Source organism: Flagellimonas sp. MMG031 (genome assembly GCF_040112705.1).
Classification (GTDB): domain Bacteria; phylum Bacteroidota; class Bacteroidia; order Flavobacteriales; family Flavobacteriaceae; genus Flagellimonas.
This window is the reverse complement of record NZ_CP157804.1, coordinates 271029-297575: the sequence shown is the minus strand read 5'-3', so window position 1 is coordinate 297575 and position 26547 is coordinate 271029. Positions and strand designations below refer to the sequence as shown.

Sequence of the window (26547 nt, the reverse complement as noted above, 5' to 3'; positions counted from 1 at the left end):
GTTTACTCAATCCAATTGGCAACTTGGTTATCGATCATTTGCAGGCCTACACCTTCGGTGCCGGTCACTTCGATCATATCCAAGATATCCCTGATGGTGTTTTCTTCTTCTACCTGCTCCATTACAAACCAATCCAAGAAACGTTCTGTGGCAAAATCACCAATCTCCCTAGCTTTTTTTACGATGTTATGGATGGATTTGGTCACTTTCACCTCGTGCTCCAAGGTAGATTCAAAAACATCGACGATGGAGGAATAATCGTGATTGATGCCCGTAACCTCTGGAGAAATGGGGTTGCCACCCGTATCCACCAAAAAGTTAAAGATTTTCATCATGTGCTCACGTTCCTCCTCAGCTTGCTTGAAGAAGAATTTGGCGCTGGTGAAAAAACCGTTCTGTTCGCACCAAGAGGCCATGGCCAAATAGGTTGCCGAGGCGTGGGCCTCCATTTTTATCTGTCCGTTGAGCAAATCCATGGACTCCACTTTAATGCTCATACTTTGTCTTGCTATATCTTTCATAAATACTATGATTTTAATCCAATTATACCCTATAAAGGTACTGAATTTTAGGGGGTTTTAAAAATGAGCCCTTTGTTTTAAGGCGGTTTAAGACTCATTAAAAATAAAGGGTTATCCTTGTTTAGGAAACGGCCATTTCTGCAACATCGGCGGAAAGACCAAGGGATACAAAACTGTTGGACACCAATTTTTTCAGATCCAACACCTCCAAAGTGTTTAGAATGAACAGGTGTTCTTTATTGCACAGCATCAATACCTCGAAACCGTGGGCGTTGAGGTCGCTATCAAAGTGGCTTTCAATGTTGATGCTCATCACCTTATGGCGAAGCGAAAGAAGCTGACATAAGGACATACGTACTGTTTTTTGACCAAAGTCAAGATAAAAACAGCGTTCGTCCACAGCTTGGTAGAGAGTGTAATATGTAGATTGAACTATTACATTCATGGGGACAAATGTAATGCTTATTTAGATTTAATACAAATATCAAATCCGTATTTGACGATCGATTTGTTGATCTAATGAGATGAAGGTCTCTGTTCTCGAAACTCCTTCGATTTGCTGTATTTTTTTGTTGAGGACCTGCATTAAATGTTCGTTGTCCTGGCACAATACTTTAATGAGTATGGACCAGTTTCCCGTGGTATAGTGGCATTCCAAGACCTCAGGGATTTCCTTTAGCTGCTTTACCGCCCTTGGGTTGGTCATAGCTTTATCCAGATAAATACCAATATAGGCCATGGTAGAGTAGCCCAAGACTTTAGGGTTGATAACAAACTTGGACCCAGCGATAAGCCCCGAGCTTTCCAATTTGCGAAGCCGCTGGTGAATGGCCGCTCCAGAAATCCCAATGTTCCTCGCAATCTCCAAGATGGGCTTTCGCGCATCTTCCATCAGGTATCTTAGGATTTTCTTGTCAATACCATCTATTTTAACCGAATTGTTATTGTTTTTCACAATATGGATGTTGATTTGAAGTCAAAGGTATAGAAAAACTTTCAGTTGACTATCCTGCAACAGAGTCAGGATTATAGCCCAAATAGGGTTTGTCATATTCCTTAAAACTGATGCCATAGGTTTTCAACTCTTTTAAAATAGGTCCGTACACCTCTTTCAAGATGGGTATTTGTACCCCTGGGGTCGTTATTTTTTCATTAAGGATGAGCAACGTGGCCATGGCTACCGGCAATCCAACCGTTTTGGACATAGCGGTGTAGGCGCTGTTCTCTCCAATCACGACCATGTTGGCATCTATCTGCTTCTTTTTACCGTTCAGTTCGTAGCCGAATTTATGGTACATCACGATCATATCCTTTTCATCCTCTTTCAGGGTCCAGCTATCTTCCAAAATGTATTGGAGCATCTGGGCAGGTGTCGCATTTTTTAATGGGATTTTTTTGGATGGATTAAAAAGGTCCAGCTCCAACAGTTTTCCCCACATAATGTCATCTTGGTCAATTTTAAGGTAATGTCGCATTTTAAGTTCTACGGAATCGGTAGGGGAATAGGGCAAAAAGAGGTTGACGAATTCACGGTACGACATACCTTCCGAATTTTCAATGGAGTAGCTGTCATCCGTCATGCCCAAAATCACGAACATTTGCCACGCTTTGGAAAAGCCGACGCGCCTCATGGTTCCACGGAATAGGGTCAATGCATTTTCTAACCCGTAGGCCTCCCGATATTTTAGCGAATCCCGGTTGGCGTAGGCCTCAAAAGTGCCGTATCCTTCAATATCCATAAACTCGGTTCTCCTAAAGAGTTTCTGGTAAGGAATATACTTGTAAGTGCCCTCCTGAATAAATTTGGCAGCCCCTCCTTGGCCAGCCAAGACAACATTCCGAGGGTTCCAGGTAAATTTGTAGTGCCAAAGATTGGTATCGCTTTGCGGAGCAACCAATCCACCTGTAAAGGATTCGAACAACAACATTTTTCCACCCGCATCGCGAATTCGGTCAATGACTTCCATTGCACTCATGTGGTCGATACCGGGATCAAGACCGATTTCGTTCATAAAAACTAGTTCTTTTTTCTTGACATCCTCGTCCAATGCCCGCAATTGATCGCTGACATAGGAAGCGGTAATAAAATGCTTTTCAAACTCCAAACAGTCGTGTGCGACATTGATGTGCAGACTGGCGGGCAGCATGGAAACCACAATGGAGGCTCCGGAAACCGCTTTCTTGCGTTCGGTCTCGTTGAAAATATCCAATTGAAAGACCGTACAGTTGGGATGCGAAGCAAATTTATCGGGAATGTTCTCCGGGTGAAGATCCCCGATATTGAGGTGAATCTGTTCTTCTGCTGATTTTTCGAGGAGATAATCCAAGAGGTAAGAGGTTGATTTGCCTGCTCCAACAACTAAAATAGTACGGGCCATGTGTTTTGTTTACTTTTGATATTCGGGATACTAAGGTATTAAAATGTTATATCTCTAAAAAAATAGCGTGTTAAAGTTATGAACAGAACAATTTTGTTAACGGGAATGGTATTCGGTTTGTTGGCCATTGGTTTGGGTGCTTTTGGGGCCCATGGCTTGGAAAAATTGGTAGATGCGGAAGCTATCGACACTTTTGAAACTGGGGTGAAGTATCAAATGTATCACGCCCTGTTCCTACTTTTTTTGGGAATGTGGGATGGTCTGTCCAGTAAGCCAAAAAGGTACATTTATGGACTTGTTGTGGCAGGCGTGGTGCTGTTCTCCTTCTCAATTTACCTTTTGGCATTGAACAGTTTGACTGCTTTTGACTTTAAAATCATAGGTTTTTTAACACCTTTTGGAGGGGTTTTGTTGATCTTAGGTTGGATTTTATTGGGATATCACATTTTAACCAAGAAAACACTCAATTAAGCAAGATTTAAAAGGACGAAAAACTATTATTTTCTAGCTTTGTACCAACATAAAAATCTAAACTATGAAGGATTCCACTTCAATTACGAAAACGATTTCGTTACACTCCTATGGAATAACCCATGACAATGTGAATTACCAGCTTTCCCCAGACGAATTACACGACATTACCATTGAAAAGGAAATGGGCCAAGAAGGTTCTTCCGGGGCCTTGGCAGTAAATACTGGAGAGTTTACAGGTAGGTCGCCCATGGACCGCTTCATTGTTAAGGACGATATTACTTCGGATAAGGTGTGGTGGGGAAACATCAACATTCCTTTTGAGAGCGAAAAGTTCGACCAACTGTACGATAAGGTCATTGCCTACCTCAATACCAAAGAATTGTATGTTCGGGATTCCTATGCCTGTGCGGATGCGGATTATAAGTTGAATATTCGGGTAATCAACGAATATCCTTGGTCCAATATGTTTGCCTATAACATGTTCCTGCGTCCTGCGGAGGATGAGTTGGAGGATTTTGACCCGGAATGGACCGTGGTGAATGCACCCGGCTTTATGGCCAATCCTGAAGAAGACGGAACCCGTCAGCATAATTTTGCCATCCTTAACTTTACCCGAAAAATCGCTTTGATCGGAGGAACAGGGTATACCGGTGAAATCAAAAAAGGTATTTTCTCCGCCTTGAACTTTATTCTTCCCGTTTATAAGAATACGCTACCCATGCACTGTTCGGCCAATGTGGGCGAATCTGGCGATACTGCCATTTTCTTCGGTCTGTCCGGAACAGGAAAAACTACTTTGTCCACCGATCCAGACAGAAAATTGATCGGGGACGATGAACACGGCTGGACACCCGACAATACGGTTTTCAACTTTGAGGGAGGCTGCTATGCCAAGGTCATTGACCTTTCCCAAAAGAAGGAACCTGAAATCTACGGGGCCATCAAAAAAGGAGCTATTTTGGAAAATGTGGTCATGGACGACAAGGGTGTGGTCGATTTCTCCGATACCTCCATCACACAAAATACAAGGGTAAGCTACCCCATCCACCATATTGAAAACATACAGTGGCCTTCCATTGGAGAGAACGTAAAGAATATTTTCTTTTTAACGGCGGATGCCTTCGGGGTGTTACCTCCAATTTCCAAATTGACCCCGGCCCAAGCCGCTTATCATTTTATTTCGGGATATACGGCGAAGGTTGCCGGTACGGAAGCTGGTGTGGTGGAACCGCAACCTTCCTTCTCGGCCTGTTTTGGCGCTCCCTTTATGCCTTTGCATCCTGCGAAATATGCGGAGATGCTGAGCAAGAAGATGAAAGAGTCTGGGGTCGATGTATGGTTGGTGAACACGGGTTGGACCGGTGGACCCTACGGTGTGGGCACCCGAATGAAGCTGAAATACACCCGTGCCATGATCAGTGCGGCACTCAGTGGCGAGCTGGGCCTTTACAATTATGAGAAATACCATATCCATTCCGTATTTGGGGTGGCGCAGCCAAGGGAATGTCCAGGCGTACCTACACAAGTGCTTAGCCCAAGGGCAACGTGGAACAACGATGAAGCCTACTACAAAACTGCCTTTAAGCTGACCAATGCTTTTAGGGAAAACTTTAAAAAGTTTGAAGCTTACGCAAGTGAGGAAATCAGGCGGGGCGGACCACAACGATATGCCTTTTAAAAAACAAAGCCCCGTTCTCACGGGGCTTTTTTATTCTTTTGTGCTGCGAACTATTTGTTCACACTGGTAATGTACTTCTGTAGAGCCATGGTCATGGAAGGTGTTTCGGGCGTTGGTGCCTGAATGTCAATCCGAAGGCCTGCATTGGTGGCTGCTTTTACCGTACTGTTGCCAAAAACGGCAATTCTAGTATCGTTCTGTTCAAAATCGGGGAAGTTCTTCATTAGGGATTCGATTCCTGAGGGACTAAAGAACACCAAAATGTCATAATACACATTTCTTAGGTCCGATAGGTCGCTGATTACCGTTTTGTAGAATATACCGCGGGTCCAATTTACGCCGACCTCGTCCAACAATTCGGGGACGATGGGCTTTAGGGAATCGGAAGAAGGTAAAAGGAACTTTTCGTCTTTATACTTCTTGATCAAGGGAATCAATTCGTTGAACGTTCTCTTCCCAACATAAATCTTTCTTTTTCTGTATACCACGTATTTTTGTAAGTAGTAGGCCACCGCCTCCGACTGACAAAAATATTTCATGGAATCTGGAACTTTGAAGCGCATTTCCTCGGCAATTCTAAAGAAGTGATCCACGGAGTTTCGGCTCGTTAGGATGATTGCCGTAAAGTTGTTCAAGTCGATTTTCTGCTGTCTCACATTTTTGGCTTCTACGCCTTCAACGTGTATGAAAGGTCTAAAATCTACTTTTACTTTCTCCTTTTCAATTAATCTTGAATAGGGTGAGTTTTCGACTTTGGGTTCCGGTTGGGAAACCAAAATTGTTTTTACTTTCATAAGTTTTCAACCTTTAAAATAGCTTCCAATTAACACCAAGGGCGCAATTTCGAGTGCGCAAAGGTACAAAATAAAATACACAAAAAATGGGAAGAGTGCTTTTTGATGGTTCTTCAGCAGCTTTGTGATACCGATGCCATTAATCAAGAATACCAGTGCCAAAACCACATAAATAGTGGTTTTTGAGAGGGGAGTAATGTAAATCAATAAAATATTGGCAACAGCGATGATGATGCCGCTATAATTGAGATATGAGATTTTACTGAAGACCACACTTCCAAAGAGCCCTAGGTTATTGAACACAAACCCGGTAAACATTTGAACCAGAAATTTAACCAATTCGAACAGGGCCAAAAACCCTAAAACAATGAGGTAGGAGAGGAACGAATTTGGAACCGGGGCGAGCTCAAAAGTTTGTAAAATAAGAAATAGGAAGAGTGATATATTGATGAGCTGGAATAGTGTCAAGAGCAAATGGAACCAATGTGAAAATTGTCCCTTTTTATTATGGAGAAGGATATACTTATCGTTGAAGGGAAGAATGATGAAATTGAGGAACTTTTTGTGAAAAAGATATTTGCCAAGCGCCAAAACAACCAGACCGATAAACAGTGTTAACGTCATCCAATCCAACGAAATGATTGTTTTTTCTATGGGTTCCATTATTCAATCTTTATCGGTTTGCCATTGAGACCAGCGGGAAGGTTGTTCTCCGAAATCCCAATCCTAAAGTACGACGGATTTTCCATGGACGACAGCGGCAACTGAAACGTATAGTGGAGCGTATCCTTGGATTTAAGGAGCACCTGTGGTGGCTCGCTGCTCTTAACTTTTAATCGCTGTGTTTGTTTTACCTGTTTGTGCTCGTTGGAGTACGAAATGGTAAACTTTAATTGCTCCAAGGGAACATCAAAAGGATAGGGATTGTATACTTTTAATGCATACCCGATGCCTGCGCTTGGTTTTTCAACTATACATTCCAACCTTCGATAGGATTGAAAATCATCGATAAAATTTCCATAAAAGATAGTACTGTCCAAATGCATATAACTCACCTCACCTTTTTTAAGGTATTTGGAAACATACAGAACCTTTTTGCCTCTTACCCGCTCTTCCGAACCATCAATGGAATACTGGTTTTTCCGGTACATGTAGTTGTTGAGGGAGATGGCAGGAACATCGGCATAAAACTCGTACATCGAGGCGCGACGATAGGAATTCTCAAAAATAATGGGCACCCCACCGGACTTTGTTTTGAGTTCACTGGTCCATTCCTTGTTGCCGTGGGTTTCAAAAAACATGGGGAACAAGGGATAATACACCATCCATGCCCGCGCATACAGCAAGAGCACCAAACTCACCAAACCTACACGATACATCCATTTTCGGCTTTTGGCATGCGTCAATAGATGATTGAAGGCAATGATGGCCAACGGAATGGAGATAACAATGGCCCATTGCGCCTGTACCCGTCGGTTGAAACTGGAAATAAAGAAGAAAATCAAAACCCCATAAATCAAATACACCAAGGCTTTGGAAAACTTATCCGTGGCCCTAAACTTGAACAAGGCACCATAGACCCAGTAAAACAATAGGCCTATAATCACTATGATGTTTAAAAAGTAGCCCAAGGTAAACTCGTCAAACGAATAGGGTTGGTTGGGACGCTCATATAAATGAAAGGTGATGGATACAAAATCATTTTGGTAGAGCCACACAAAGTGTGGAAGATAACACGCCAGTGCAATCCCCACGGCTAACCAAGCTTTTTTATTGAGGACCAGTTTGTAATTGGACAGCAGCACGAAAAAGATGACCAAAACCGCATGGTACTTGCTGTACATGAGTGCCGCCATAACCACTCCCAATAGAAGCGCTGTTGCAATGCTCTCGTTGGCCAAAAAACGTTTGTACAACCAAAGGAACAGGGCGGTAAAAAACAAGAGGGAGGTATCGGGAAGCGTCAAGAACCCATAAGCGTTCATTAAAGTGAAGGAGAATACCAATAGAAAAAAATGGATGACATATTCCTTCTTTTTGGGGTTGTCCACCATCAACCAGAGCAATACATAAGTACCTGCCGATAGTATGCAACTCATTAGCCTTACGCCAAGTTCACCGTCAAAAAATAAGCTGCTCAATCTGATTAAAAAAGCCACCATGGAAGGATGGTCAAAGTAGCCCCACGCCAACTCTTGAGCATAATACCAATAATAAGCTTCATCATAAATGAGCTCTGTTACGGATGCTTGAATCAAGTTAAGTACCAAAAGGACCGCTAAGAGCACATAAAAAAGTCTGGGAAACTTTTGCGACATTCAAGTGAGTTTTAAGCGGCAAAGTTACAAATATTGGGTTTGTTCCGAGCAAGCATGTGAACTGGAACTTGTGCGGGCAAGATAGAAAACCGTATTTTTGAATTTCTAATCTAGCGCGAATGGCAGACGGCTTGGTCATTATACCCACATTCAACGAAATTGAAAACATCGAGGCCATTGTAAGGACGGTTTTCGACCTAAAAAAGGATTTTCATGTACTTGTAGTGGATGATAACTCTCCAGATGGTACCGCAGATGCTGTTCGTAAATTACAAGAGGAGTTTTCAGACCAGCTATTTTTGGAGGTGCGCAAGGAGAAATCAGGATTGGGTACGGCCTATATCCATGGATTTAAATGGGCCTTGGAAAAAGGGTATGAGTACATTTTTGAGATGGACGCCGATTTTTCGCATCGTCCTGCCGACCTTTCCAGATTGCACCGCGCCTGTTTGAACGGGGCCGATGTGGCCGTGGGTTCCCGTTATAAAAAAGGGGTAAACGTGGTCAACTGGCCCTTGGCGCGTATTTTGCTCTCCTACGGTGCTTCGTTCTATGTAAAACTGATTACTGGGATGAAGGTGCACGATCCCACTGCGGGATTCGTTTGTTACCGAAGAAAGGTTTTGGAGACCATCAATTTGGACCATGTGCGGTTTATCGGATATGCCTTCCAGATAGAGATGAAGTACAGGGCCTACCTCAAAAAATTCAAAATTGAAGAGGTTTCGATTATTTTTACTGATCGGGTAAACGGAAAGTCAAAAATGAACTCCGCCATTATACGAGAGGCCGTTTTTGGGGTCATCGCCATGAAATTCAGAAGTATATTTTTTAAAAAGAGCTTTTAGTTATGTCAAGAATCCTGCTGAAAAATGCAAAGATTGTCAATGAAAACCGCATTTTCGAATCCGATATGTTGTTGGATGGGGACTTTATTTCCCGAATAGACTCCGATATTTCAGATGCCAATGCCCAGGTCATCGATTTGGAAGGCGACCTTTTATTGCCGGGCGTCATCGATGATCAGGTCCATTTTAGGGAGCCGGGTCTTACCCATAAGGGCACCATTGCCACGGAGAGCCGAGCGGCCATTGCGGGGGGCATAACTACGTTCATGGAACAGCCCAATACCAATCCACAGACCACGACCATAGAAAAATTGGAAGAAAAATTTGCCATGGCGGCCAAAGATGCCTCGGCCAACTATTCCTTTTTGTTTGGGGGAACCAACGACAATTTGGAGGAATTAAAGCGACTCGACCGAAATGCCTGTTCCGGGGTAAAGTTGTTTTTAGGGTCTTCTACAGGAAATATGCTGGTGGACAATGAAGAGGTGTTGGAAAAGATTTTCAGTAATACCGAGATGGTCATTTCCACACATTGCGAAGACGAAGGTACCATTAGGGCCAATATGGAAAAGTACCAGGCCATGTACGGGGATGATATTCCCATAGAACTGCATCCCATCATCCGAAGTGCCGAAGCCTGCTATCTTTCATCGTCCAAAGCTATTGCCTTGGCGAAAAAAACGGGCGCCAGATTGCATGTGTTCCATTTGTCCACAGGAATAGAGACCGACTTGTTCACGAACGAAATTCCGCTGGAAAAGAAACAGATTACAGCTGAGGTATGTATACATCACTTGTGGTTTTCCGATGAGGATTATGCCACAAAAGGGACCCATATTAAATGGAACCCCGCCGTGAAGACCAAGACGGACAGGGAGCAACTGTGGAAAGCCCTTTTGGACGATCGCATTGATGTGATTGCGACCGACCATGCGCCCCATACCTTGGAAGAAAAAGATAATCCCTATACCAGTGCCCCATCGGGTGGACCTTTGGTCCAACATGCGCTTTTGGCCATGCTGCAAAAAGAAAAGGAAGGAATCATCAGCTTGGAAAAAATGGTAGAAAAGATGTGCCATAACCCTGCAAAACTCTTTGATATTGACCGCAGGGGATATATCCGGGAGGGGTACTTTGCCGATTTGGTCCAAGTGGGCCGAAACGTTAAAAATGAGGTAACAAAAGCCAATCTTTTCTATAAATGTGGTTGGTCACCCTTTGAAGGTGTTACTTTTGAATCGGAAGTGAAACGTACTTTTGTGAATGGGCATTTGGCGTACGACAATGGTACCTTCAGTGACAAAAAACATGCGAAAAGATTGACCTTTAACAGGTAAATAATGAAGAAGGCGGTACTTGTCTATTTAAGTTTGATGGTTTTGTTTTCCTGTGCCGAAAAAGTAGTGGAGGAACCGGAAAACCTCATACCCCAAGATCAAATGATCGAAATATTATATGATCTGTCCATATTGAATGCGGCCAAATCCGGGGCCAAAAGAAAGTTTGATGATGCGCATATCGATGTCATGGGATTTATCTATAACAAGTACAGTATCGATAGTACCCAATTTGCCGAGAGTGACCTGTACTACGCTTCTTTGCCCTCTGAATACCAAAAGATCTATCAAAATGTTGAAGCGATGCTGAAACGGAAACAAGATACATTGGAGGCCATTAGCAAGCGTTTGAATGACAGTATTCGAGAGGCCGGGCTACAACGGCGTGATTCTTTGCAGTCCGTCAAGGAAAAAAGAGTGGGCAAAAAAAAGGTCGTTACCGATTCCCTGTAAACATTTGACAGCAGAACGCGATGGACTCGTCCATATCTTCAAAGGTAAAATTGAGTTGGGATTTGATTTTTTCATTGCTGTAGTATTCCTCTTGATACAGTCCCTTTGCCACCGCTTTCGACAAGCGTCTTCTTTTGCCAAAAATGGTGCTTCGGACCCAATCCCAGCGCCAAAAGAGTTCCAACCAAAACTTAGGAATTACTTTTTGAGGGGGCTCCACTCCCAATTGGGGCGCGATTTTCTTTAAGAGGTTCGCATAGCTCATATGTTGGTCGACCAAAATAAAACGCTCCGTTTGTATGTTGGAGTCCATCAAACGCGTCATGGCCTTGATAACGTCGTTTACCGTTACAAAACCAGTTCCGCCAGGGATAACATATTTTTTTCCTTTGGAGGCATAGGAAAAAAAGCTACCGCTTCCCGATTTCCAAAAGCCGGGCCCGATTACGACTCCAGGATTTACGATCACCACGGAGAGCCCTTCCTGTGATCCCCGCCACACTTCCAGCTCAGCATCATATTTGGTGATGCCGTATACCGTAGCGTTGGCATCGTTCCACTCCGTATCCTCGGTGACTTTAGCTTGTTTTAGGCTGGGACCAATAGCTGCAATGGAGCTCACATAGCACAGTTTTTTTACACCATATTTTAGGGATAGGTTAACCATATGGGCCGTGCCTTGAACATTGGTCTGTTTCAGAAGTTTGTAATCCTTCGGATCAAAAGAAATCAGGGCGGCACAGTGGTATACCTGCTCAACACCTTCAAATAGGGCGTCCAAACCGCCCAAAGCAGTAATGTCTCCCTGGACCCAATCAATTTGATCAACGAGTTGGGACGCATTGCCCGAATAATATCCAAAAACCTTGCGAACCTTGTCGATGGACTCCTTTGTCCTGAAGTTGCTTCTCACTTTATTCCCATTTTTCAGCAGATGGAAAAGCAAGTGGGAACCGATAAGTCCAGTGCCTCCTGTAACCAAAATCATAAGGTAAAAGTACCTATTTGTTGCGGAAATATGGAGCAAAATGCCAACTTCATTTTATATTTGCAGCTATTCCAAAAAACCGATCATGACGAAGAATTTTGTTCAAGAACTGCAATGGAGGGGAATGGTGCACGATGTGATGCCAGGAGCCGAGGAACACCTAATGGAAGAAATGAGGGCCGCATACGTGGGTATCGACCCAACTGCCGATTCTTTGCACATTGGACATTTGGTGGGTGTAATGATGCTCAAGCATTTTCAATTGGCGGGCCATAAGCCTTATGCACTTGTGGGCGGAGCGACTGGGATGATCGGTGATCCTTCTGGAAAATCCGCGGAGCGAAATCTTTTGGACGAAAAAACGCTTCGCCATAATGAAGAGGCCCTTAAAGGTCAATTGAGCCGTTTTTTGGATTTTGAAAGCGGAGAGCCCAACGCCGCGGTTCTGGTGAACAATTACGATTGGATGAAAAACTTTTCGTTCTTGGCCTTTATCCGCGATGTGGGAAAACATATTACGGTCAATTATATGATGGCCAAGGATTCCGTGAAAAAGCGGTTGTCCTCCGATGCAAAGGAAGGGATGTCCTTCACAGAGTTTACCTATCAGTTGGTACAGGGCTACGATTTTTTGTATCTCTACCAGAACCACGATTGTACCCTTCAGATGGGCGGTAGTGACCAATGGGGCAACATCACCACTGGAACGGAATTGATCAGACGAATAGGTGGCGGAAAAGGTTTTGCCCTAACCTGCCCGTTGATTACAAAGGCCGATGGGACCAAGTTCGGAAAAACCGAAGGAGGGAATATCTGGCTGGATGCGGAGCGTACCTCGCCCTATAAATTTTATCAGTATTGGTTGAACACTTCGGATGAGGATGCCGAAAAATACATCAAAATCTTCACGTTTTTGACCAAAGATGAGATAGAAGGCCTTGTGGAACAGCATAAAGAGGCACCGCATGAAAGGGCACTTCAAAAGAAATTGGCGGAAGAGGTGACCATTATGGTACATTCGGAGGAAGATTTGGAAAATGCCATTAAGGCCAGCGACATTTTGTTCGGTAAATCCACTTCCGAGGATTTGAAAAAATTGAACGAGAAGACTTTTTTAGATGTTTTTGATGGTGTTCCTCAAGCCACTATTTCCAAAGAAGAGCTTCAACCAGGCTTGGATATGATCGGGGCCTTAGCAGCAAAGACCGGATTTTTGGGCTCCAATGGCGAGGCTAGGCGAGAATTGAAACAAAATTCCATATCGGTCAACAAAGAAAAAGTAAAGGAAGATTATTTGATTACTTCGGCCGATTTGATCAATGATAAATTTGTGCTCTTGCAACGGGGGAAAAAGAACTACTTTGTGTTGGTAGTGGAGTAAAAACACAAAGAGGGTGTCTAAAAGTCGGTTTTGTTTTCGTCAACCTGAACTTGTTTCAGGTTCTCATAGTGCATTGCTTAACAATATGATGTATGATGAGATTCTGAAATAAACCTGTCTGCCGACAGGCAGGTTCAAAATGACGTATTACAATATTTTCAGACACCCTCTTATTTTTATGTTAGAAATGTAATTCCATACCTGCCGCAAATCTCACTGACTTTGGCAAAATCTGGTGGTCCTGGTGGTAGATTGCCCAATTCGGCGAACATGAGCTCCAATCCTGCTGGAAAAACACTTAAAATGGTTTTACAATCTTGATTGCCCACCACTTTCCAGGTGTGCGGTACATTTTTGGGCGCAAAAGCCAAATCACCTGCTTTTAAAACAGTAGTTTCATCGCCCACAGTAACTTCAAGCTCTCCTTCCAAAACCTTGAAGATTTCATCCTCATTGGTGTGTACATGCGGAGGAATCATGGTTCCCGGCGGATTTACTTCCTCAATCAAGGTGAAAAGGCCATTGGTGTCTTCACTTGTCAATTTAAAGGTTTGTTGGTCTCCGATAACGTTTACTTGTTTTCCTTCTCCTTTTCTTACGATTTTTGGTTTCAGGTTCTTGCTCTCTTTTTCATTTTTGGAAGAGAAATGAGCGAATGAGGGCATTGAAGCAAGCGCCGCTGCAGATAGAGCGGTTCTTTTTAAGAATGCATTTCGATTCATGTTTAGTTTGTTTGGTTACTTTTTTAAAGTATGTAAAATATTGAATAAGTGCATATTATACCTTGTAAAAGGTATCGTATTATGTGTAATTTGCAGAAAAGTGACCTTTAGAACTTAAAGCACCATCAAATTACAGCCGCGGATATCGGAATCATCAAACCGCCCCAACACCTCAAAACTGCCATTGGCATGGGTCTTCCCTAAATCTTGTGTGGCGATAAAGGAACACGAGTAAACATTGGCTAAATCGATGACGTTGATACCCCCGGTTTTTCCGTAGGCTTGTATGCTGAGCGGGTCCTCGGTATCGCGAGTGATGATTTTCATCCAAGGGGGTGTTTGGAAAATCCCATTGCCCTTGGAATACGCTTGTGATAAGAGCTCGGTCATCCCATACTCGGAATGAATCCTATCAACACCCAACCCTTGGGTTAGGATATGATGGAGTTCTTCGCGAATGAGTTCCTTACGACGTCCTTTCATCCCTCCCGTCTCCATCACCGTCGTGTTTTTGAGTTTCATAGGGAATTGCTCGGCCAGGTCCAGCAAAGCAAACGACACGCTTATCAGAAGGGTTTTGGTGTTTTTTTGCTCTAGGGCAAGCAATTTTCGGTGAAGTTCATCGAGGTTGTGAAGGTAAAATCCGCTATCAGGATGATTTGATTTTTTGATTAAATAGTCGACCATATAAATGAGCGAGGAACCTTCCCTTTCCAAATAAGAGGGCAACAATGCCAAAATGCAGATTTCTTCGGGAGCTTCATAAAAATATTCAAAGGCCCTTAAAAAACTGTTTTCATATAGTTTGATGTCCGGTACTAAATGTTTGCTGGTCGTGCTTTGTGTGGTGCCGCTGCTCGTGAAAATGGTTTCGACTTCTTTTTGGGTGGAAAGCACGCGATGGGTCTTAAAGAAGGATATGGGTAAAAAAGGGATGTCGAGATAATGCGAAACGGTTTCAGGTCCTTTTTTTAGGTGTTGACAAAAGTCCTGATAGACTACATTGTTTTCAAACTGGAAACGAAAAACATCCAAGGCCAAATCATTGAATTCACTTGCCTTTTCAATATTGAAAATACGATGGGTCTCAAACTGTTTCATCCTTGGGCAAAAGTACCCAAAAATAAAAAGCGGCTGTCTAAAAAGCAGTTTACCTGTCAGTTCGAGCGCAGTCGAGAACTTAAGACGCATTGATAATCAATGGGTTTCGACTGCGCTCAACCTGACAAAGCTCAAATTTTACCGCTTTTTAGAAAGCCTTTTAAAAATGATGAAGTATGGTTTATTTGACGACCAGTTTTCTGGTCATGGTTTTTTTGCGTTCTGTTACTTGGAGTACATAAACACCTGGAACCAATCGTGAAATGTCGAGAGTGTTGGTCGTGATTCGGCTGGTGAGCACCACTTCTCCAAATACATCATAGATCTTAATATCCTTTACACCGTTGGTTTCGGTGGTAATGTAAACTTCGTTCCCATAAGCGGGATTAGGGTACATTTTAAAACCCTGTAGCTCTTGTACCGGTTCGTTGTTCACGGTAACTAAATCTTGACCGAAAGAAAACAATGGTAAAGCCATAAGTAGTAATACAAAGTAGATTTTCTTCATATGCGCTGATTTGGGGTCTATGTGCAATATAAAAGTAAATCAACACGGTAATTTGAACCATTTTATGTTGTGAAAACACTAAAATGGGTGGTAAAGCGTTGATTGTTGTGGTTTGGCTAAGTGGTGTGTAAGGAAAAAGTATGGAACTATTTCACAATGAGCTTTCTAGTCGCCACTTTGTTGTACTCGAACACGCGAAGAATGTAGACCCCTTTGTCCAATTCGGAAAGGTTGAGTTCCTTGCCTAAAATGGTGGTTTGGAGGACTTGCGTTCCCAACACATCAAAAACCAAGATTTTTTTGGGGGCGTTAAGGGTGGTTTCTATATACACTTTGCCTTGGGTAACCGGGTTGGGGTAGAGCTTAAACCCGTCAATATCTGCGTTGGACCTAGCGTTTTCCTGAGAAAACCCAAGGGTGCAGACAAATAATAACATGACGAGGTAAAGGTGCTTCATACGTTAATGGTTACAAAGGCTATGCCACAAATATATAAAAATTGGAATGCGAAAGCGGAACCTTTTGACAAATAGAGGTTTACTTTTCGATGAAATGCAAAAAAGAAGCCCCCGGAATGCCGGGGGCTTACAATATCTTATTTTGAAAGGATGATTAGTTGATACCTACGGTCCAACCAGCACCCCAAGTAGCAACATCGGTACCAGTACCATTCCCAACACCAGAGATAACGTCGGTTTCGTCAAAAATAGCTCCAGTATCGTTTTTCAAGGTTACGGTAACGTTGGTGAAAGTAACGTCTACAATGTTCAAAAGATCATCCAATACACCTTGACCCGTATCAGCGTCATCCAAGTCAAACGCTTCCTCGAAATCGATAACCAATACATTTGTGAAGGTGCCTTGTGTTCCGGCACGCAATCTTACAGCTTCGCCAGCGTTATTGGGTCCACCTACCACAGTTACATTGGTTACGGTTGGGTTGGAGAAATAGCCTGCTTCATTGCTGAAGTCAGTATTGAAACCGTCACATTCAAAAGCTTTGTCGTTGATGGTACCTCCGTGTTGTACATATACATCTGTAAGTACCCCGGTAAATCCTTCGGTCCAGTCGATAGAGTCATCCTCAGCATTAACTACAACCAAGTGGCTAGCTTCAACTGTTCCACCAAAGAATTCGAATCCGTCATCAGAGCCTTCGTACACTTGCACATAGTCGATTAAGGTTCCGTTTCCTACAGCGTAAAGGGAAAGTCCGTTCAACTCGGCATTGCCATCAATGGCACCACCGGCATACTCTATACGCACATATCGGATAACTCCAGAATTATCTGCTGGAGTATTTCCGCCATAAGCCAAGGCACCTACTTCGGAAGTAGCAATGTCAGTAGAACCATCAGGAGTCGAGTTTATAGGCGCTCTTCCCAAGATAACCAATCCACCCCAATCACCAGGTCCTGGGTCGGAGCTGTTTGAAGTGAATACTATTGGATTTGCAGCAGTTCCGTTTGCATTGATTTGCGCCCCTTGCTGAATGGCAATATAGGCGTTTACTCCAATAGGCTCCACCTCTATGGTCATGCCAGCAGGAATAGTAAGGGTAGTTCCGTTTGCCATAAGTACTGGCCCGGTTACGGTGTAAGCGATGTCTGGATCTAATGTAAGATCTTGGGTGTACAACCCATTTAGGCTTACGGCAGTTACTTCTTCTCCACCACCACCGCTTGTGTTGTTGGTGGTATTGTTCGTTACACTGTTATCGGTGATAACAATATCTGAGGTATCGTCTGCTTCACAGGCAATGAACAAAGCAGCGGCTATACCTAAAAATAAAAACTTGTTTTTCATTTGTCAGAAATTTAGATAGAATTAAAATTTATATTTAAGGGTTAGCCCAATGTTAACCCCAAGGTTATACTCTCTTATTACAATGTCGCCCAAATCGGTACCTTCTCTTACGAAGGATATGTCCGGGTCTAAAATGTTTTTAGCGGAAAGATTTGCTTCAAAGTGCTCTCCAAAGGAATTTTGCCATACAAAGTTCAGTGTGGGAACTGCCTTTTCAACTATGTTGCCCAAGCTACCGGCTCCTAATGAGAAAATGCGGTCGGAAAAATAGGAGAAGGCCACTGTGGCTTTCGGTTTATAGGTTCCAAATGTGGGACTGTAGTTCAAATCCGCATTAATAATGAATGGAGACGCTCCTTCCAATTGATCTGAGGATCGGTCGAATGAGGTTCCAAAGGTGTTTTCAGTACCGGCAGGGATATCTTTTAAGTCCTGTTCGGTGTGGGTGTAGGCCGCATTCAATCCCATGGAAACAATGGCGTTTTCGTCGCTGTCCATCACAAGATTTTTTCTGGCCTCCAATTCAACCCCGTAAATATCCGCTTGGTCACCTGTCCTAAAATAGCGTTGTGTACCTGTTGCATCGGCTGCAACGACTCGGTTCACAGGGTTCTTGATTGTTTTTGCGAAAGCCGCCAAGGAGATGATTTCCCCTCTTTCCAAGAACCATTCATATTTAAGGTCGTAGTTATAGATATCTGAAATAAGTGGCGCCATCACCGTTCAAACCGCCCAAAAGATCAGGGTTACCACCCACCCTTTGGGTTACCGATTCGTAAACAAAAGGGGCAACCTCCTTAAATTCTGGAAAAGAAGCGGTTTTGCTGAATCCAGCCCTTAGGTTCGAATTTTCATTCAGGGCATATTTTACGTTCAAGCTAGGTAAAAAGATGTTTTCGTAAACTTCCCTAAAACCTGGGTCTACGGGACTGATATTGATTACATCGTACTCCACTTTTTGGCTGAAAGATTCGATACGAATACCGGGAACAAGGCTTAGTTTATCTGTTAGGCCTAGCTCTGCCGTGGTATAGAAAGCATGGATTCCCAAATTACCTTTATAAGTGTTCTCTGGTAAACCAGGTCGGTTGGTATTGCCAATTTCATTGGTGATAGGATTAAGAACAATGGTATTCCAAAGTCCTGCACCTGAGGGAATATTAATGTTTTCTACATTAAAAATGGAGTTGAGGTTGTTTACATCGGTTACAGGCGTATTGTCCCTATTTACAATATCATAGCCATAACGGATGCTGCTGAACCTACGTTCTTTCCTCCTTCCATTGTAGCCAAAATTGAACTTAACCTTTTCAGAAACCTTATAGCCCAAGTTCATAAAGCTGTTTAGCTCGTTTTCATCTATACTTTGGAAAAAACGTTGGTTATCAAAAGGAATGTTGGTGTAGAATACCGGATTGGTGGTATCGTCGTTGTCCAATGCCAATTGATAGTTTTCTAAGGTGATACGTTTTCTGTCCGGCTCATCTGAAAACACTTTGTTGAAACCAACGCCCCAATCCAATGAAAGTTTATCATCGAACAAATGTTGACCGGTCAATTGATTTACAAAAATCATATCTTGGTTAAACTGAACGTTCATTACATAAAAGCCTTGGTCCGTGTCCAATATGGCATCACGGTTTCTTCCCTGACCGTTCACGCCATAATAGCCAACCCTGTCGGCGGCGCTATTCACAAATAATGAACTGAACTTCACCTTGTTTTCGGTGTTGATGCGATATGTAACATTTGCTAAAGCTGTTGTGGTCGATTTGTATGCAAACTCTCGAACATCTGGAAAGTCTACCTTAAGCACATTGGTAAAGTCCCTAGCAGGTCCTTCCCAAATCTCATAACCATTGGCAAAACTTGCCGCGCCAAAAAAGCTCAATCTGGACTTGTCATCATTGAAGTCGAAGGAATAACCACCCTCAATTGCCCCGTTAATGTTAATGGGGTCCCAGGCAGCTTCTGGGTCTACGCCATGGGAGAGAACTACTGCAAATGGATTGTTGTCATATCTATTGTAGAAACCAAAATCGCTGGTACCTTCACTCTTTACAAAATCTTCGCCAGCGGCATTGGTGTTGATTCCACTGCCCATAGAAACTTCCAAGTAACCATCTCCAGTGTACTCTTTTGAATCTACATTAACATTTCCTGCGGCGAAATCGCCGTAAAATGTAGGGCTGTATGCTTTGCTAACGGCCACATTTTCAATGATACTGGAACCGAAAAGATCTAAGTTGATGTTCTTTTTTTCCACATCATTGGATGGGAGTGAAAGACCGTTCATGGTGGTGTTCTGGTAACGATCACCAAGACCTCTCACATATACGTTACTGGACCCCTGTTGTTTTGAAATACCTGAAATCTGGGCCACGGCAGCTGCTGCATCATCAATACCTTTTAAGGTCAATGCTTCTGCACTTATGGCCTCTTGCATCACCAAAGCGTTCTTTTGTTGGAGCAAAAGGGCTATTTCTGAATCTTTTCTTGCCGTTGTGGTCACTACCACTTCATCAAGACCTACGCTACTGGCACCAAGACCGGCATTGATTTCGGTTACCTTGCCCGCCTCAACAACAACATTAGGCACTTCCAAGGTTTCATAGCCCAAGAAACTAAAGACTAAGGTATAGGTTCCCGGTTCTACATCTTCAATCTGGAAAAGACCATCAAAGTCGGAAGTTGTCCCCTTTGTAGTCCCTTTAATCAGCACGTTGGCAAAGGGTAGAGGTTCATTGTTAAGCTCCTTGTCCGTAAGTTTCCCTACAACGCTTCCGTTCTGTTGGGCGGATAGCACCAGGGTGAATAAAGAAAAGGCAAATAATAGATATGTTTTCATACTCTACGCTGTCGTATTAATTCGGGGCAAAGAAACGGGGAGGTTGTAAAAGCGGTGTTAGTTGTATGTTAAGTGTTTATTTCAGTTCTGTTACAATAATGTTACTAGATTAAATGAACGTTAACCGTTTATCCCGTAAGTGTATTATCTTTACATTTGGGCGATTAACACAGAAACCACATCCCATGAAAAACAAGGACATAAAGATTCTGCTAGTAGACGATGAACCTGATATTCTGGAAATTATAAGCTACAACCTCGCAGAGGAAGGTTACGAAGTATTTACTGCCAAGAATGGCGCCGATGGCGTGGCCAAGGCCAAGAAGAAGAATCCGCACCTGATTATTATGGATGTGATGATGCCCGAAATGGATGGAATCGAAGCCTGTGAACAAATTCGTAACACGCCTGGGCTGGAGGATACCATCATTGCCTTTTTGACCGCCCGTGGCGAAGATTACTCCCAAGTGGCGGGGTTTGATGCAGGAGCCGATGACTATATCACCAAGCCCATTAAGCCCAAAGTGCTGGTGAGCAAGGTAAAGGCCTTGTTGCGCAGGTTGAAGGACGATAAAAAAGAAGTAGAGGATATTGTAAAGGTGGGAGAAATCGTCATCAACCGGGAAGAATACAAGATTGTGAACAATGGAGAGGAAATGGTGCTGCCCCGCAAGGAATTTGAGTTGTTGTCGCTATTGACCTCCAAACCCAACAAGGTTTTTAAGCGCGAGGTGATTCTGGATAAAGTTTGGGGCAACGAGGTGGTCGTTGGTGGCCGTACCATCGATGTCCATATCCGAAAATTACGCGAAAAAATTGGAGATGACCATTTTAAAACCGTAAAGGGCGTTGGGTATAAGTTTGTGCTCTAATGGCCATAAAACTAAAGAAATCATACAAGTTTGCCTTAAGGTCTTCACTGGCCATCACCCTTTTAATTACTGCTGTTTTCGTTGGCTTCCAATGGGACGCCGGAAGTGTTGACTGGATTCATATCCTCCTTTTTGTTGTATTGTGTTTTGGCATCTGTTTTGGCATCATTCAAATACGGGTGGAGCGATTTATTTATCGACGTATCAAAAAGATTTACGACGATGTTTCCCTTTTGGAATCCTCCTCCTTTTCCTCCAAACCGGTTACCACCGATATGCGAACCTTGGTCCAGGAGATCGAAAAGTTCGCCGAAGGCAAGAAAATTGAAATCGATACCTTAAAAATCCGCGAAGAATACCGAAAGGACTTTTTGGGGAACGTTTCCCATGAGCTCAAAACACCCTTGTTTACGGTTCAAGGCTATATCCTTACCCTATTGGATGGGGCAATGAAGGACAAGAAGCTTCGTAAAAAGTATTTGCAACGCGCCAGTAAAGGCGTCGAACGTTTGATTTATATTGTAAAAGACCTCGATTTGATCACCAAGTTGGAAGCTGGGGAATTAAAATTGGAACAGGAGGATTTCGACATCATAGAGCTCATTCAAAATACCTTTGACCTATTGGAGATGAAAGCCGCCCGAAAGGAAATTTCCCTAACCTTTGATATGGAGTACCCCAATCCCATTTACGTTAACGGTGATCGTGATAAAATACAGCAGGTGATCAGCAACTTGCTGGTTAACTCCATTAAATACGGACTGCCTAAGGGAACTACGGAAGTAAGCGTGGAAAACCTCATTAAGAACAAGGTGATAGTTCGGGTTACGGATAATGGTGGTGGAATTCCCAAACAGCACATACCGCGCCTGTTTGAACGCTTTTATCGCGTAGATCAAAGCGGTAGCCGCGCCGAAGGGGGCTCGGGACTTGGACTCTCCATTGTAAAGCACATTGTGGAGGCCCATGGTGAAAAAATCTATGTGGAAAGCGAAGTGGACGTGGGTTCTGAGTTTTCATTTACACTGGAGAAAGCATCAAAAACCCCTGTGGTAGAAAAGACCGAAAACAAGTCCGAATAGTCCGTTTGGGATTCAAATTGCGTCAATCCCTTAAAGTCGGCAATTCTGGATAAATCATTTAAAGAGAAGTCCTCTTGACTGCTGAACGGGACCAGTCCCTGCTTCTGCATCCGTTTGGCCAAATATTCCTGTTCGTATTGCCCGGGGGTCGGGATGAAAAACGCCTTCTTTTCCAATTTGGCCAGATCCATTACCGTAGTGTAGCCCGATCGGCACAGCACCTGTTTGCTTTGGTTCAGGGCTTCTTCGAGTTTGGCCGACTTCATAAAATTATAATGGATGATGTTTCCGTTGGGTGTCTTTATCTCCTCCCTCACCTGTTCATCTTCAATTCTTCCCTTTACAAAAAGAATGTTGCCTTCAAAACCCCGTAGTTCGTTCAACAGTTTTTCTTCCAGAAAAGTGCGCTGGGGCTCTGGGCCCGATAGCAAAACCATCAAATCATACATCGGGGGGATTTCTTTTTTTTCAAAACGGCTCAAGGGCCCCAAATAGGCAATGTTCAACTTGGATTTTTTCAAATGGCCCAACTTCCCGGTCAAATTGGGTTTGTCCTGTACATCGGGAACCCAACAGGCATCAAATTTTTTGATGATTTTTTGATGGGCCTTGGAACTCATCCACGTAGTATTGCCCGAAAGTACGTTAAGTTGATGCGTAATGAACACACAGGGTACTTTTTTATAATAGGCTCCCAATCGGTTATCGGAAATGATGCCATCCAAACCGTGCTCCTTTACCAAACGTTTTACTTCCTTCTTTTCCTTGGCCATGGCCTTGAGGACCTTGGGGGAATCCCAAATCATCTTGATTTTGAAGTTTTTCGCCTTCTCCGCATAGGAGATTTTATAGGAAGGCAATTCAAAAGCGGGCAATTCGGGAAATTCTTTTTTTAATAAGGATAAGGCCACCCCATCCGATGCAATAAAGGGTTGATGGCCATGGGCCAGTAATTCGTGGATAATGGGGATGCACCTAGTGGCATGTCCCAGTCCCCAATTTAATGGAGCGACCAGAATACGTTTGGAACTTTCCATGATCACAAAAAAACAAAATGCGAATTGCTTTTAGATTTCCTTAGTTTTGCCAAATCATTAATTTTTTGCTCAATTCAATACCAAAAAGTGGGAAGTAAGAACAAACTCAAAAGGTTCAAGGAAAACGAAACATTCGCCAATGTGGTGCAGCCCAGTCGCGAAGAGGTCATGGCTGGATTCAAATATAAGGGCAAATGGTCTTCCTTTTTTGGCAATAACAACCCAATAGTTTTGGAGCTGGGCTGTGGCAAAGGAGAATATACGGTGGGTCTTGCGCAAATCAACCCCAACAACAACCATATTGGCATCGATATCAAAGGGGCGCGGTTCTGGCGTGGTGCCAAAACTGCTTTGGAAAAAGAGTTGAACAATGTGGCCTTTTTGCGTTCTCAGATAGAATTGGTGGACCATCTTTTTGGAGAGGGCGAAGTCAGCGAAATTTGGATAACTTTCCCCGACCCACAGATCAAGTACAAACGGACCAAACATCGTATGACAAATCCCGTATTTCTGGAACGGTACAAGAAAATATTGAAACCAGGCGGACTCATCAACCTTAAGACCGATAGCGAATACATGCATGGCTATACCTTGGGACTTTTACAGGGGTTGGGCCATGAAATCCTGTATGCCAACCACGACGTTTATAAAAACGAAGGGGCACCCCCCGAAGTTCTCGGGATTCAAACTTTCTATGAAAATCAGTATCTTGAAAAAGGAAAACCAATTACCTATATCCAATTTAGGATCAACTAACCAATGACCCACGTACTCATTCTCTTTTTTGCCACGTTTTCGGCCGCCTTTATGGCAACGGTGCCGCCGGGTCTGCTCAACATGAACGCAGCCAAGGTGAGCGTGGAGAAGGGAAAATTGAACGGAATCATATTTAGTTTGGGCGTCTCGAGCACCATAATGGTGCAGGCCTATATCGCAGTTTACATTTCAAAGTTTTTATATCGAAACCCAGAAGTGGTCGATGTGCTTTTTAAGATTGCGGTGGCCGTTTTTGCATTTTTTGCCATTTACTTTTTCGTAGTGGCCAAACGGAACAAGGCCAAGGCACAGGCCATCAAGGAAGTGAATCTGAGCAAAAAGAACAGCTTCTTCAAGGGAGTGTTGTTGGCAGCCCTTAATTTATTGACCATTCCCTATTACAGTGGCTTGAATGCCATGTGGAACGAGGCCGGATGGATCAAGTTTGAGGCGAAAGACATCACCACCTTTGTAGTCGCAGCTGGCACAGGTACTTTCTCGGTGCTTTACCTCTATACCTTTTATTTTGACAAATTGGAGACCAAGAACAGTCGCTTTTCGAGGAACTCCAACTACATTTTGAGTGCATTGATGTTGCTCTTGCTCATCATTACCCTGATTCGAATTATGTACCGTTGATCCTATGGAAGAGACAAACTTCTTTGATAAAGTCTACGAAGTGGCCAAGCAGATTCCTTATGGCAGGGCAACGTCTTACGGAGCAATAGCCAAATATTTGGGAGCTGCCCGCAGCGCCCGTATGGTGGGTTGGGCGATGAACAATTCGTTGGCAAAGGATGTTCCCGCCCATCGTGTCGTGAATCGAGTGGGGGTGCTCACGGGAAAGCACCATTTTGATGGCACCAACGTAATGCAGCAGCTCCTCGAGAACGAAGGAATCCCAATAAAGGACAATCAAATTGTCGATTTTCAAAAATACTTCTGGGACCCTGCCCAAGAACTTTGATCAATACCCTGGAGGATGCAACTCGTCAAAAGAGGTGTTGTCCTGAAACGCTTTGGCCAACAATAGAATACTTGCTTCGTCATACAAATTGCCCACAAAGGTCATGCTTGTTGGATGGTTTTCATCGTCCAAACCCGTAGGTACCGCAATAACGGGATGTCCCGTTAAATTGGTGGCCAAGAGTTGGTCGTTTCCAAAAGTGGGAGAGATCAACACATCATAATTCTTCATCAAATCCTGCATTTTTTGGATAAGTACTTGTCGCTGGCGGTTCGCCTGAATGTATTCCACAGCGGGAATAAATCGGCTTTGTCGCAGGGAATTTGCGCGGGAACGCTGGTCTTGCTCTACCATGGAATCCACCTCTCCCGAACGGACCAGTTCATCAAAAAAGGCACCAGCTTCCGCTCTTAAAATAATGTCGAAACCACGATAGGGCACCGCCTCGGGCATTTCCACTGGCGTTGGGTCAATGCCCATTTCCTTGAGCGATTTTAGGGCATTTCTTAGATTGTTGCCGGATTCAGTTGTGTCCTTTTCGATGTCTTTCTGAAGATAGGCGACCCGTAAATTTTTGATGTCTTTGCTCCAATCCACCCCAAATGGAAGGTCCACTGTAGTCAAATCGTTTTTATCCTCTCCCTGAATTGCCTCAAACACAATGGCACAGTCCTCTGCATTTCGGCCCAGAGGCCCAACCTTGTCCATGGACCAGCTCAGGCTCATCACTCCATGGCGACTCACCCTGCCGTAGGTAGGCCGCAATCCAGTAACCCCGTTCCGTGTGCTGGGCGAGGTAATGGATCCTAAGGTTTCGGTTCCCAAGGCAAACGGAACAAGTCCTGCCGAGGTGGCCGAACCTGACCCGGCAGAGGAACCACTGGCCCCTTGGGTGGTGTCCCAAGGATTTTTGGTTTTTCCATCGAACCAAACATCACCTCGGGCCAAAGCCCCCGAAACCAGTTTGGCCACCAGAACGGCCCCTGCATCTTCCAGTTTTTGTATCACCGTTGCTGTTTCATCGATTATTTGGTCCTTGTAAGGAGCCGCGCCCCAAGTGGTGGGATATCCGGGAACCGCCATTAAATCTTTGGTCCCGTAGGGAATGCCGTGCAAGATGCCACGATAGTTCCCGTTTTGAATTTCTTTGTCGGCCCGCTTGGCTTGTTCCAAGGCCAAACTATCTGTAATGGTGATGGAACATTGGAGTACGGGCTGGTATTTTTTCAATCGCGCCAAAAAGAACTTTGTGAGTTCCGTTGAGGTTATTTTTTGATTTTTGATGAGTGAGGCTAGCTGAGGTATGGTGTAAAACGCCAATAAATCATAAGGTTCCGGTACCTCCACATGGTCAGGAATGTTCCATTGGGTTCCTTCTTGTTGCTCTGGCATTTGGAAGCCAAAGGGAGTAGGGTCAAAACGGACAGCGGGAAAAACACCGTTGTCCAACGGATATTTACGAAGGGAATCAAAACCACTTCTATTTCGTTGCAAATAGGGGTAAAGCGTATCGATTTGTTTGTTGGCAAAATGCAAGCCGATGAGTTTTTCCGATTTTTTGACGTCCCGTTTGCTAAAGGAATTTTTGTTGGTGGAACAGGAAATCCAGGTCAGGGAAATCAGAAGAATGAGAATAAGGGGAAATTTGGTTTTGGTTGGCATATGGGTCGATAATTTG

General features: G+C 43.7%; 28 protein-coding genes. 11 read left to right on the top strand and 17 right to left on the bottom strand.

Going from position 1 to position 26547, the window contains the following annotated elements:
- Positions 1–2 precede the first annotated feature (2 nt).
- The 4 genes from ABNE31_RS01280 to ABNE31_RS01265 all read right to left on the bottom strand — a co-directional run bounded on the left by ABNE31_RS01280 (position 3) and on the right by ABNE31_RS01265 (position 2899).
- Positions 3–521 carry a ferritin gene (locus ABNE31_RS01280; protein ID WP_127142451.1) on the bottom strand — a complete coding sequence of 173 codons (519 nt, stop codon included), beginning with the start codon at positions 519–521 and terminating at the stop codon, positions 3–5.
- Positions 522–642: 121 nt separating this feature from the next.
- Positions 643–873 (bottom strand): hypothetical protein, encoded by a 231-nt coding sequence (locus tag ABNE31_RS01275; RefSeq protein WP_293280618.1) that lies wholly within the window; start codon positions 871–873, stop codon positions 643–645.
- A gap of 132 nt (positions 874–1005) precedes the next feature.
- The gene (locus ABNE31_RS01270; RefSeq protein ID WP_179382970.1) at positions 1006–1476 is read right to left on the bottom strand and encodes an Lrp/AsnC ligand binding domain-containing protein; all 471 of its coding nucleotides are present in this window, start codon (positions 1474–1476) and stop codon (positions 1006–1008) included.
- 49 nt (positions 1477–1525) lie between these two features.
- Positions 1526–2899: a saccharopine dehydrogenase family protein gene (locus tag ABNE31_RS01265; protein ID WP_349352070.1), complete on the bottom strand. Its 1374-nt coding sequence runs from the start codon at positions 2897–2899 to the stop codon at positions 1526–1528.
- A gap of 78 nt (positions 2900–2977) precedes the next feature.
- Between ABNE31_RS01265 and ABNE31_RS01260 the strand changes: the two genes are divergently transcribed.
- Together ABNE31_RS01260 and pckA are read left to right on the top strand one after the other, a co-directional pair.
- The gene (locus ABNE31_RS01260; protein WP_349352069.1) at positions 2978–3370 is read left to right on the top strand and encodes a DUF423 domain-containing protein; all 393 of its coding nucleotides are present in this window, start codon (positions 2978–2980) and stop codon (positions 3368–3370) included.
- A gap of 64 nt (positions 3371–3434) precedes the next feature.
- On the top strand, positions 3435–5051 hold the full coding sequence (pckA, locus tag ABNE31_RS01255; RefSeq protein ID WP_349352068.1) for a phosphoenolpyruvate carboxykinase (ATP): 1617 nt from the start codon (positions 3435–3437) through the stop codon (positions 5049–5051).
- Positions 5052–5101: 50 nt separating this feature from the next.
- On the opposite strand, the gene ABNE31_RS01250 is transcribed toward pckA, so the two are convergent.
- The 3 genes from ABNE31_RS01250 to ABNE31_RS01240 are packed head-to-tail and all read right to left on the bottom strand — an operon-like array spanning position 5102 to position 8163.
- Positions 5102–5845, bottom strand: a complete 744-nt coding sequence (locus tag ABNE31_RS01250) for a uroporphyrinogen-III synthase (RefSeq protein ID WP_179382966.1) — start codon at positions 5843–5845, stop codon at positions 5102–5104.
- Between the two features lie 6 nt (positions 5846–5851).
- Positions 5852–6508, bottom strand: coding sequence for a DUF4271 domain-containing protein (locus tag ABNE31_RS01245; RefSeq protein ID WP_349352067.1), 657 nt, complete (start codon positions 6506–6508; stop codon positions 5852–5854).
- Positions 6508–8163, bottom strand: a complete 1656-nt coding sequence (locus ABNE31_RS01240; protein ID WP_349352066.1) for a glycosyltransferase family 39 protein — start codon at positions 8161–8163, stop codon at positions 6508–6510. The genes ABNE31_RS01245 and ABNE31_RS01240 overlap by 1 nt, the downstream gene beginning before the upstream one ends.
- Positions 8164–8282: 119 nt before the next feature.
- Here ABNE31_RS01240 and ABNE31_RS01235 point away from each other — a divergent pair, with 119 nt between their 5' ends.
- The 3 genes from ABNE31_RS01235 to ABNE31_RS01225 are packed head-to-tail and all read left to right on the top strand — an operon-like array spanning position 8283 to position 10801.
- Positions 8283–9011 carry a polyprenol monophosphomannose synthase gene (locus ABNE31_RS01235; RefSeq protein ID WP_179382963.1) on the top strand — a complete coding sequence of 243 codons (729 nt, stop codon included), beginning with the start codon at positions 8283–8285 and terminating at the stop codon, positions 9009–9011.
- A gap of 2 nt (positions 9012–9013) precedes the next feature.
- Positions 9014–10348, top strand: coding sequence for a dihydroorotase (locus tag ABNE31_RS01230; RefSeq protein ID WP_349352065.1), 1335 nt, complete (start codon positions 9014–9016; stop codon positions 10346–10348).
- 3 nt (positions 10349–10351) lie between these two features.
- Entirely contained in the window at positions 10352–10801 is a 450-nt protein-coding gene (locus tag ABNE31_RS01225; protein ID WP_349352064.1) for a DUF4296 domain-containing protein, read from the top strand.
- Here the strand turns inward: ABNE31_RS01225 and ABNE31_RS01220 are convergent.
- The gene (locus tag ABNE31_RS01220; RefSeq protein ID WP_349352063.1) at positions 10785–11789 is read right to left on the bottom strand and encodes an NAD-dependent epimerase/dehydratase family protein; all 1005 of its coding nucleotides are present in this window, start codon (positions 11787–11789) and stop codon (positions 10785–10787) included. The two genes, ABNE31_RS01225 and ABNE31_RS01220, sit on opposite strands and share 17 nt — an antisense overlap.
- Positions 11790–11874: 85 nt before the next feature.
- Between ABNE31_RS01220 and tyrS the strand changes: the two genes are divergently transcribed.
- A complete protein-coding gene (gene tyrS / locus ABNE31_RS01215) occupies positions 11875–13170 on the top strand; it encodes a tyrosine--tRNA ligase (RefSeq protein WP_349352062.1) in 1296 nt (431 codons plus the stop codon).
- Between the two features lie 176 nt (positions 13171–13346).
- On the opposite strand, the gene ABNE31_RS01210 is transcribed toward tyrS, so the two are convergent.
- From ABNE31_RS01210 to ABNE31_RS01180, 7 genes are all read right to left on the bottom strand, one after another.
- The gene (locus ABNE31_RS01210; RefSeq protein ID WP_349352061.1) at positions 13347–13892 is read right to left on the bottom strand and encodes a quercetin 2,3-dioxygenase; all 546 of its coding nucleotides are present in this window, start codon (positions 13890–13892) and stop codon (positions 13347–13349) included.
- A gap of 114 nt (positions 13893–14006) precedes the next feature.
- Positions 14007–14993 (bottom strand): acyl transferase, encoded by a 987-nt coding sequence (locus tag ABNE31_RS01205; protein ID WP_349352060.1) that lies wholly within the window; start codon positions 14991–14993, stop codon positions 14007–14009.
- A 181-nt stretch (positions 14994–15174) separates the two neighbouring features.
- A complete protein-coding gene (locus tag ABNE31_RS01200) occupies positions 15175–15501 on the bottom strand; it encodes a T9SS type A sorting domain-containing protein (protein ID WP_179382956.1) in 327 nt (108 codons plus the stop codon).
- Positions 15502–15647: 146 nt separating this feature from the next.
- The gene (locus tag ABNE31_RS01195; protein ID WP_179382955.1) at positions 15648–15959 is read right to left on the bottom strand and encodes a T9SS type A sorting domain-containing protein; all 312 of its coding nucleotides are present in this window, start codon (positions 15957–15959) and stop codon (positions 15648–15650) included.
- A 154-nt stretch (positions 15960–16113) separates the two neighbouring features.
- The gene (locus ABNE31_RS01190; protein WP_293280591.1) at positions 16114–17307 is read right to left on the bottom strand and encodes a multidrug transporter; all 1194 of its coding nucleotides are present in this window, start codon (positions 17305–17307) and stop codon (positions 16114–16116) included.
- Positions 17308–17328: 21 nt separating this feature from the next.
- Complete coding sequence (locus tag ABNE31_RS01185; protein WP_349352059.1) at positions 17329–18024, bottom strand: TonB-dependent receptor; 696 nt, start codon at positions 18022–18024, stop codon at positions 17329–17331.
- The gene (locus tag ABNE31_RS01180; RefSeq protein WP_349352058.1) at positions 17996–20155 is read right to left on the bottom strand and encodes a TonB-dependent receptor; all 2160 of its coding nucleotides are present in this window, start codon (positions 20153–20155) and stop codon (positions 17996–17998) included. Before ABNE31_RS01180 ends, ABNE31_RS01185 begins: the two co-directional genes overlap by 29 nt.
- Before the next feature lie 185 nt (positions 20156–20340).
- Here ABNE31_RS01180 and ABNE31_RS01175 point away from each other — a divergent pair, with 185 nt between their 5' ends.
- The gene (locus tag ABNE31_RS01175; RefSeq protein ID WP_179382952.1) at positions 20341–21027 is read left to right on the top strand and encodes a response regulator transcription factor; all 687 of its coding nucleotides are present in this window, start codon (positions 20341–20343) and stop codon (positions 21025–21027) included.
- Complete coding sequence (locus ABNE31_RS01170; RefSeq protein ID WP_349352057.1) at positions 21027–22109, top strand: ATP-binding protein; 1083 nt, start codon at positions 21027–21029, stop codon at positions 22107–22109. The genes ABNE31_RS01175 and ABNE31_RS01170 overlap by 1 nt, the downstream gene beginning before the upstream one ends.
- Here ABNE31_RS01170 and ABNE31_RS01165 read toward each other — a convergent pair.
- The gene (locus ABNE31_RS01165; RefSeq protein WP_349352056.1) at positions 22007–23146 is read right to left on the bottom strand and encodes a glycosyltransferase; all 1140 of its coding nucleotides are present in this window, start codon (positions 23144–23146) and stop codon (positions 22007–22009) included. The genes ABNE31_RS01170 and ABNE31_RS01165 overlap by 103 nt on opposite strands.
- Positions 23147–23233: 87 nt before the next feature.
- Here ABNE31_RS01165 and trmB point away from each other — a divergent pair, with 87 nt between their 5' ends.
- From trmB to ABNE31_RS01150, 3 genes are read left to right on the top strand one after another with little or no spacing between them, the layout of a single operon-like run.
- On the top strand, positions 23234–23902 hold the full coding sequence (trmB, locus tag ABNE31_RS01160) for a tRNA (guanosine(46)-N7)-methyltransferase TrmB (protein ID WP_306012451.1): 669 nt from the start codon (positions 23234–23236) through the stop codon (positions 23900–23902).
- 3 nt (positions 23903–23905) lie between these two features.
- The gene (locus ABNE31_RS01155) at positions 23906–24541 is read left to right on the top strand and encodes a LysE family transporter (protein WP_179382948.1); all 636 of its coding nucleotides are present in this window, start codon (positions 23906–23908) and stop codon (positions 24539–24541) included.
- Positions 24542–24545: 4 nt separating this feature from the next.
- On the top strand, positions 24546–24869 hold the full coding sequence (locus ABNE31_RS01150) for an MGMT family protein (RefSeq protein WP_349352055.1): 324 nt from the start codon (positions 24546–24548) through the stop codon (positions 24867–24869).
- Here the strand turns inward: ABNE31_RS01150 and ABNE31_RS01145 are convergent, their stop codons facing one another.
- Positions 24870–26531, bottom strand: a complete 1662-nt coding sequence (locus ABNE31_RS01145; RefSeq protein ID WP_349352054.1) for an amidase — start codon at positions 26529–26531, stop codon at positions 24870–24872.
- Between the last annotated feature and the right edge of the window lie 16 nt (positions 26532–26547).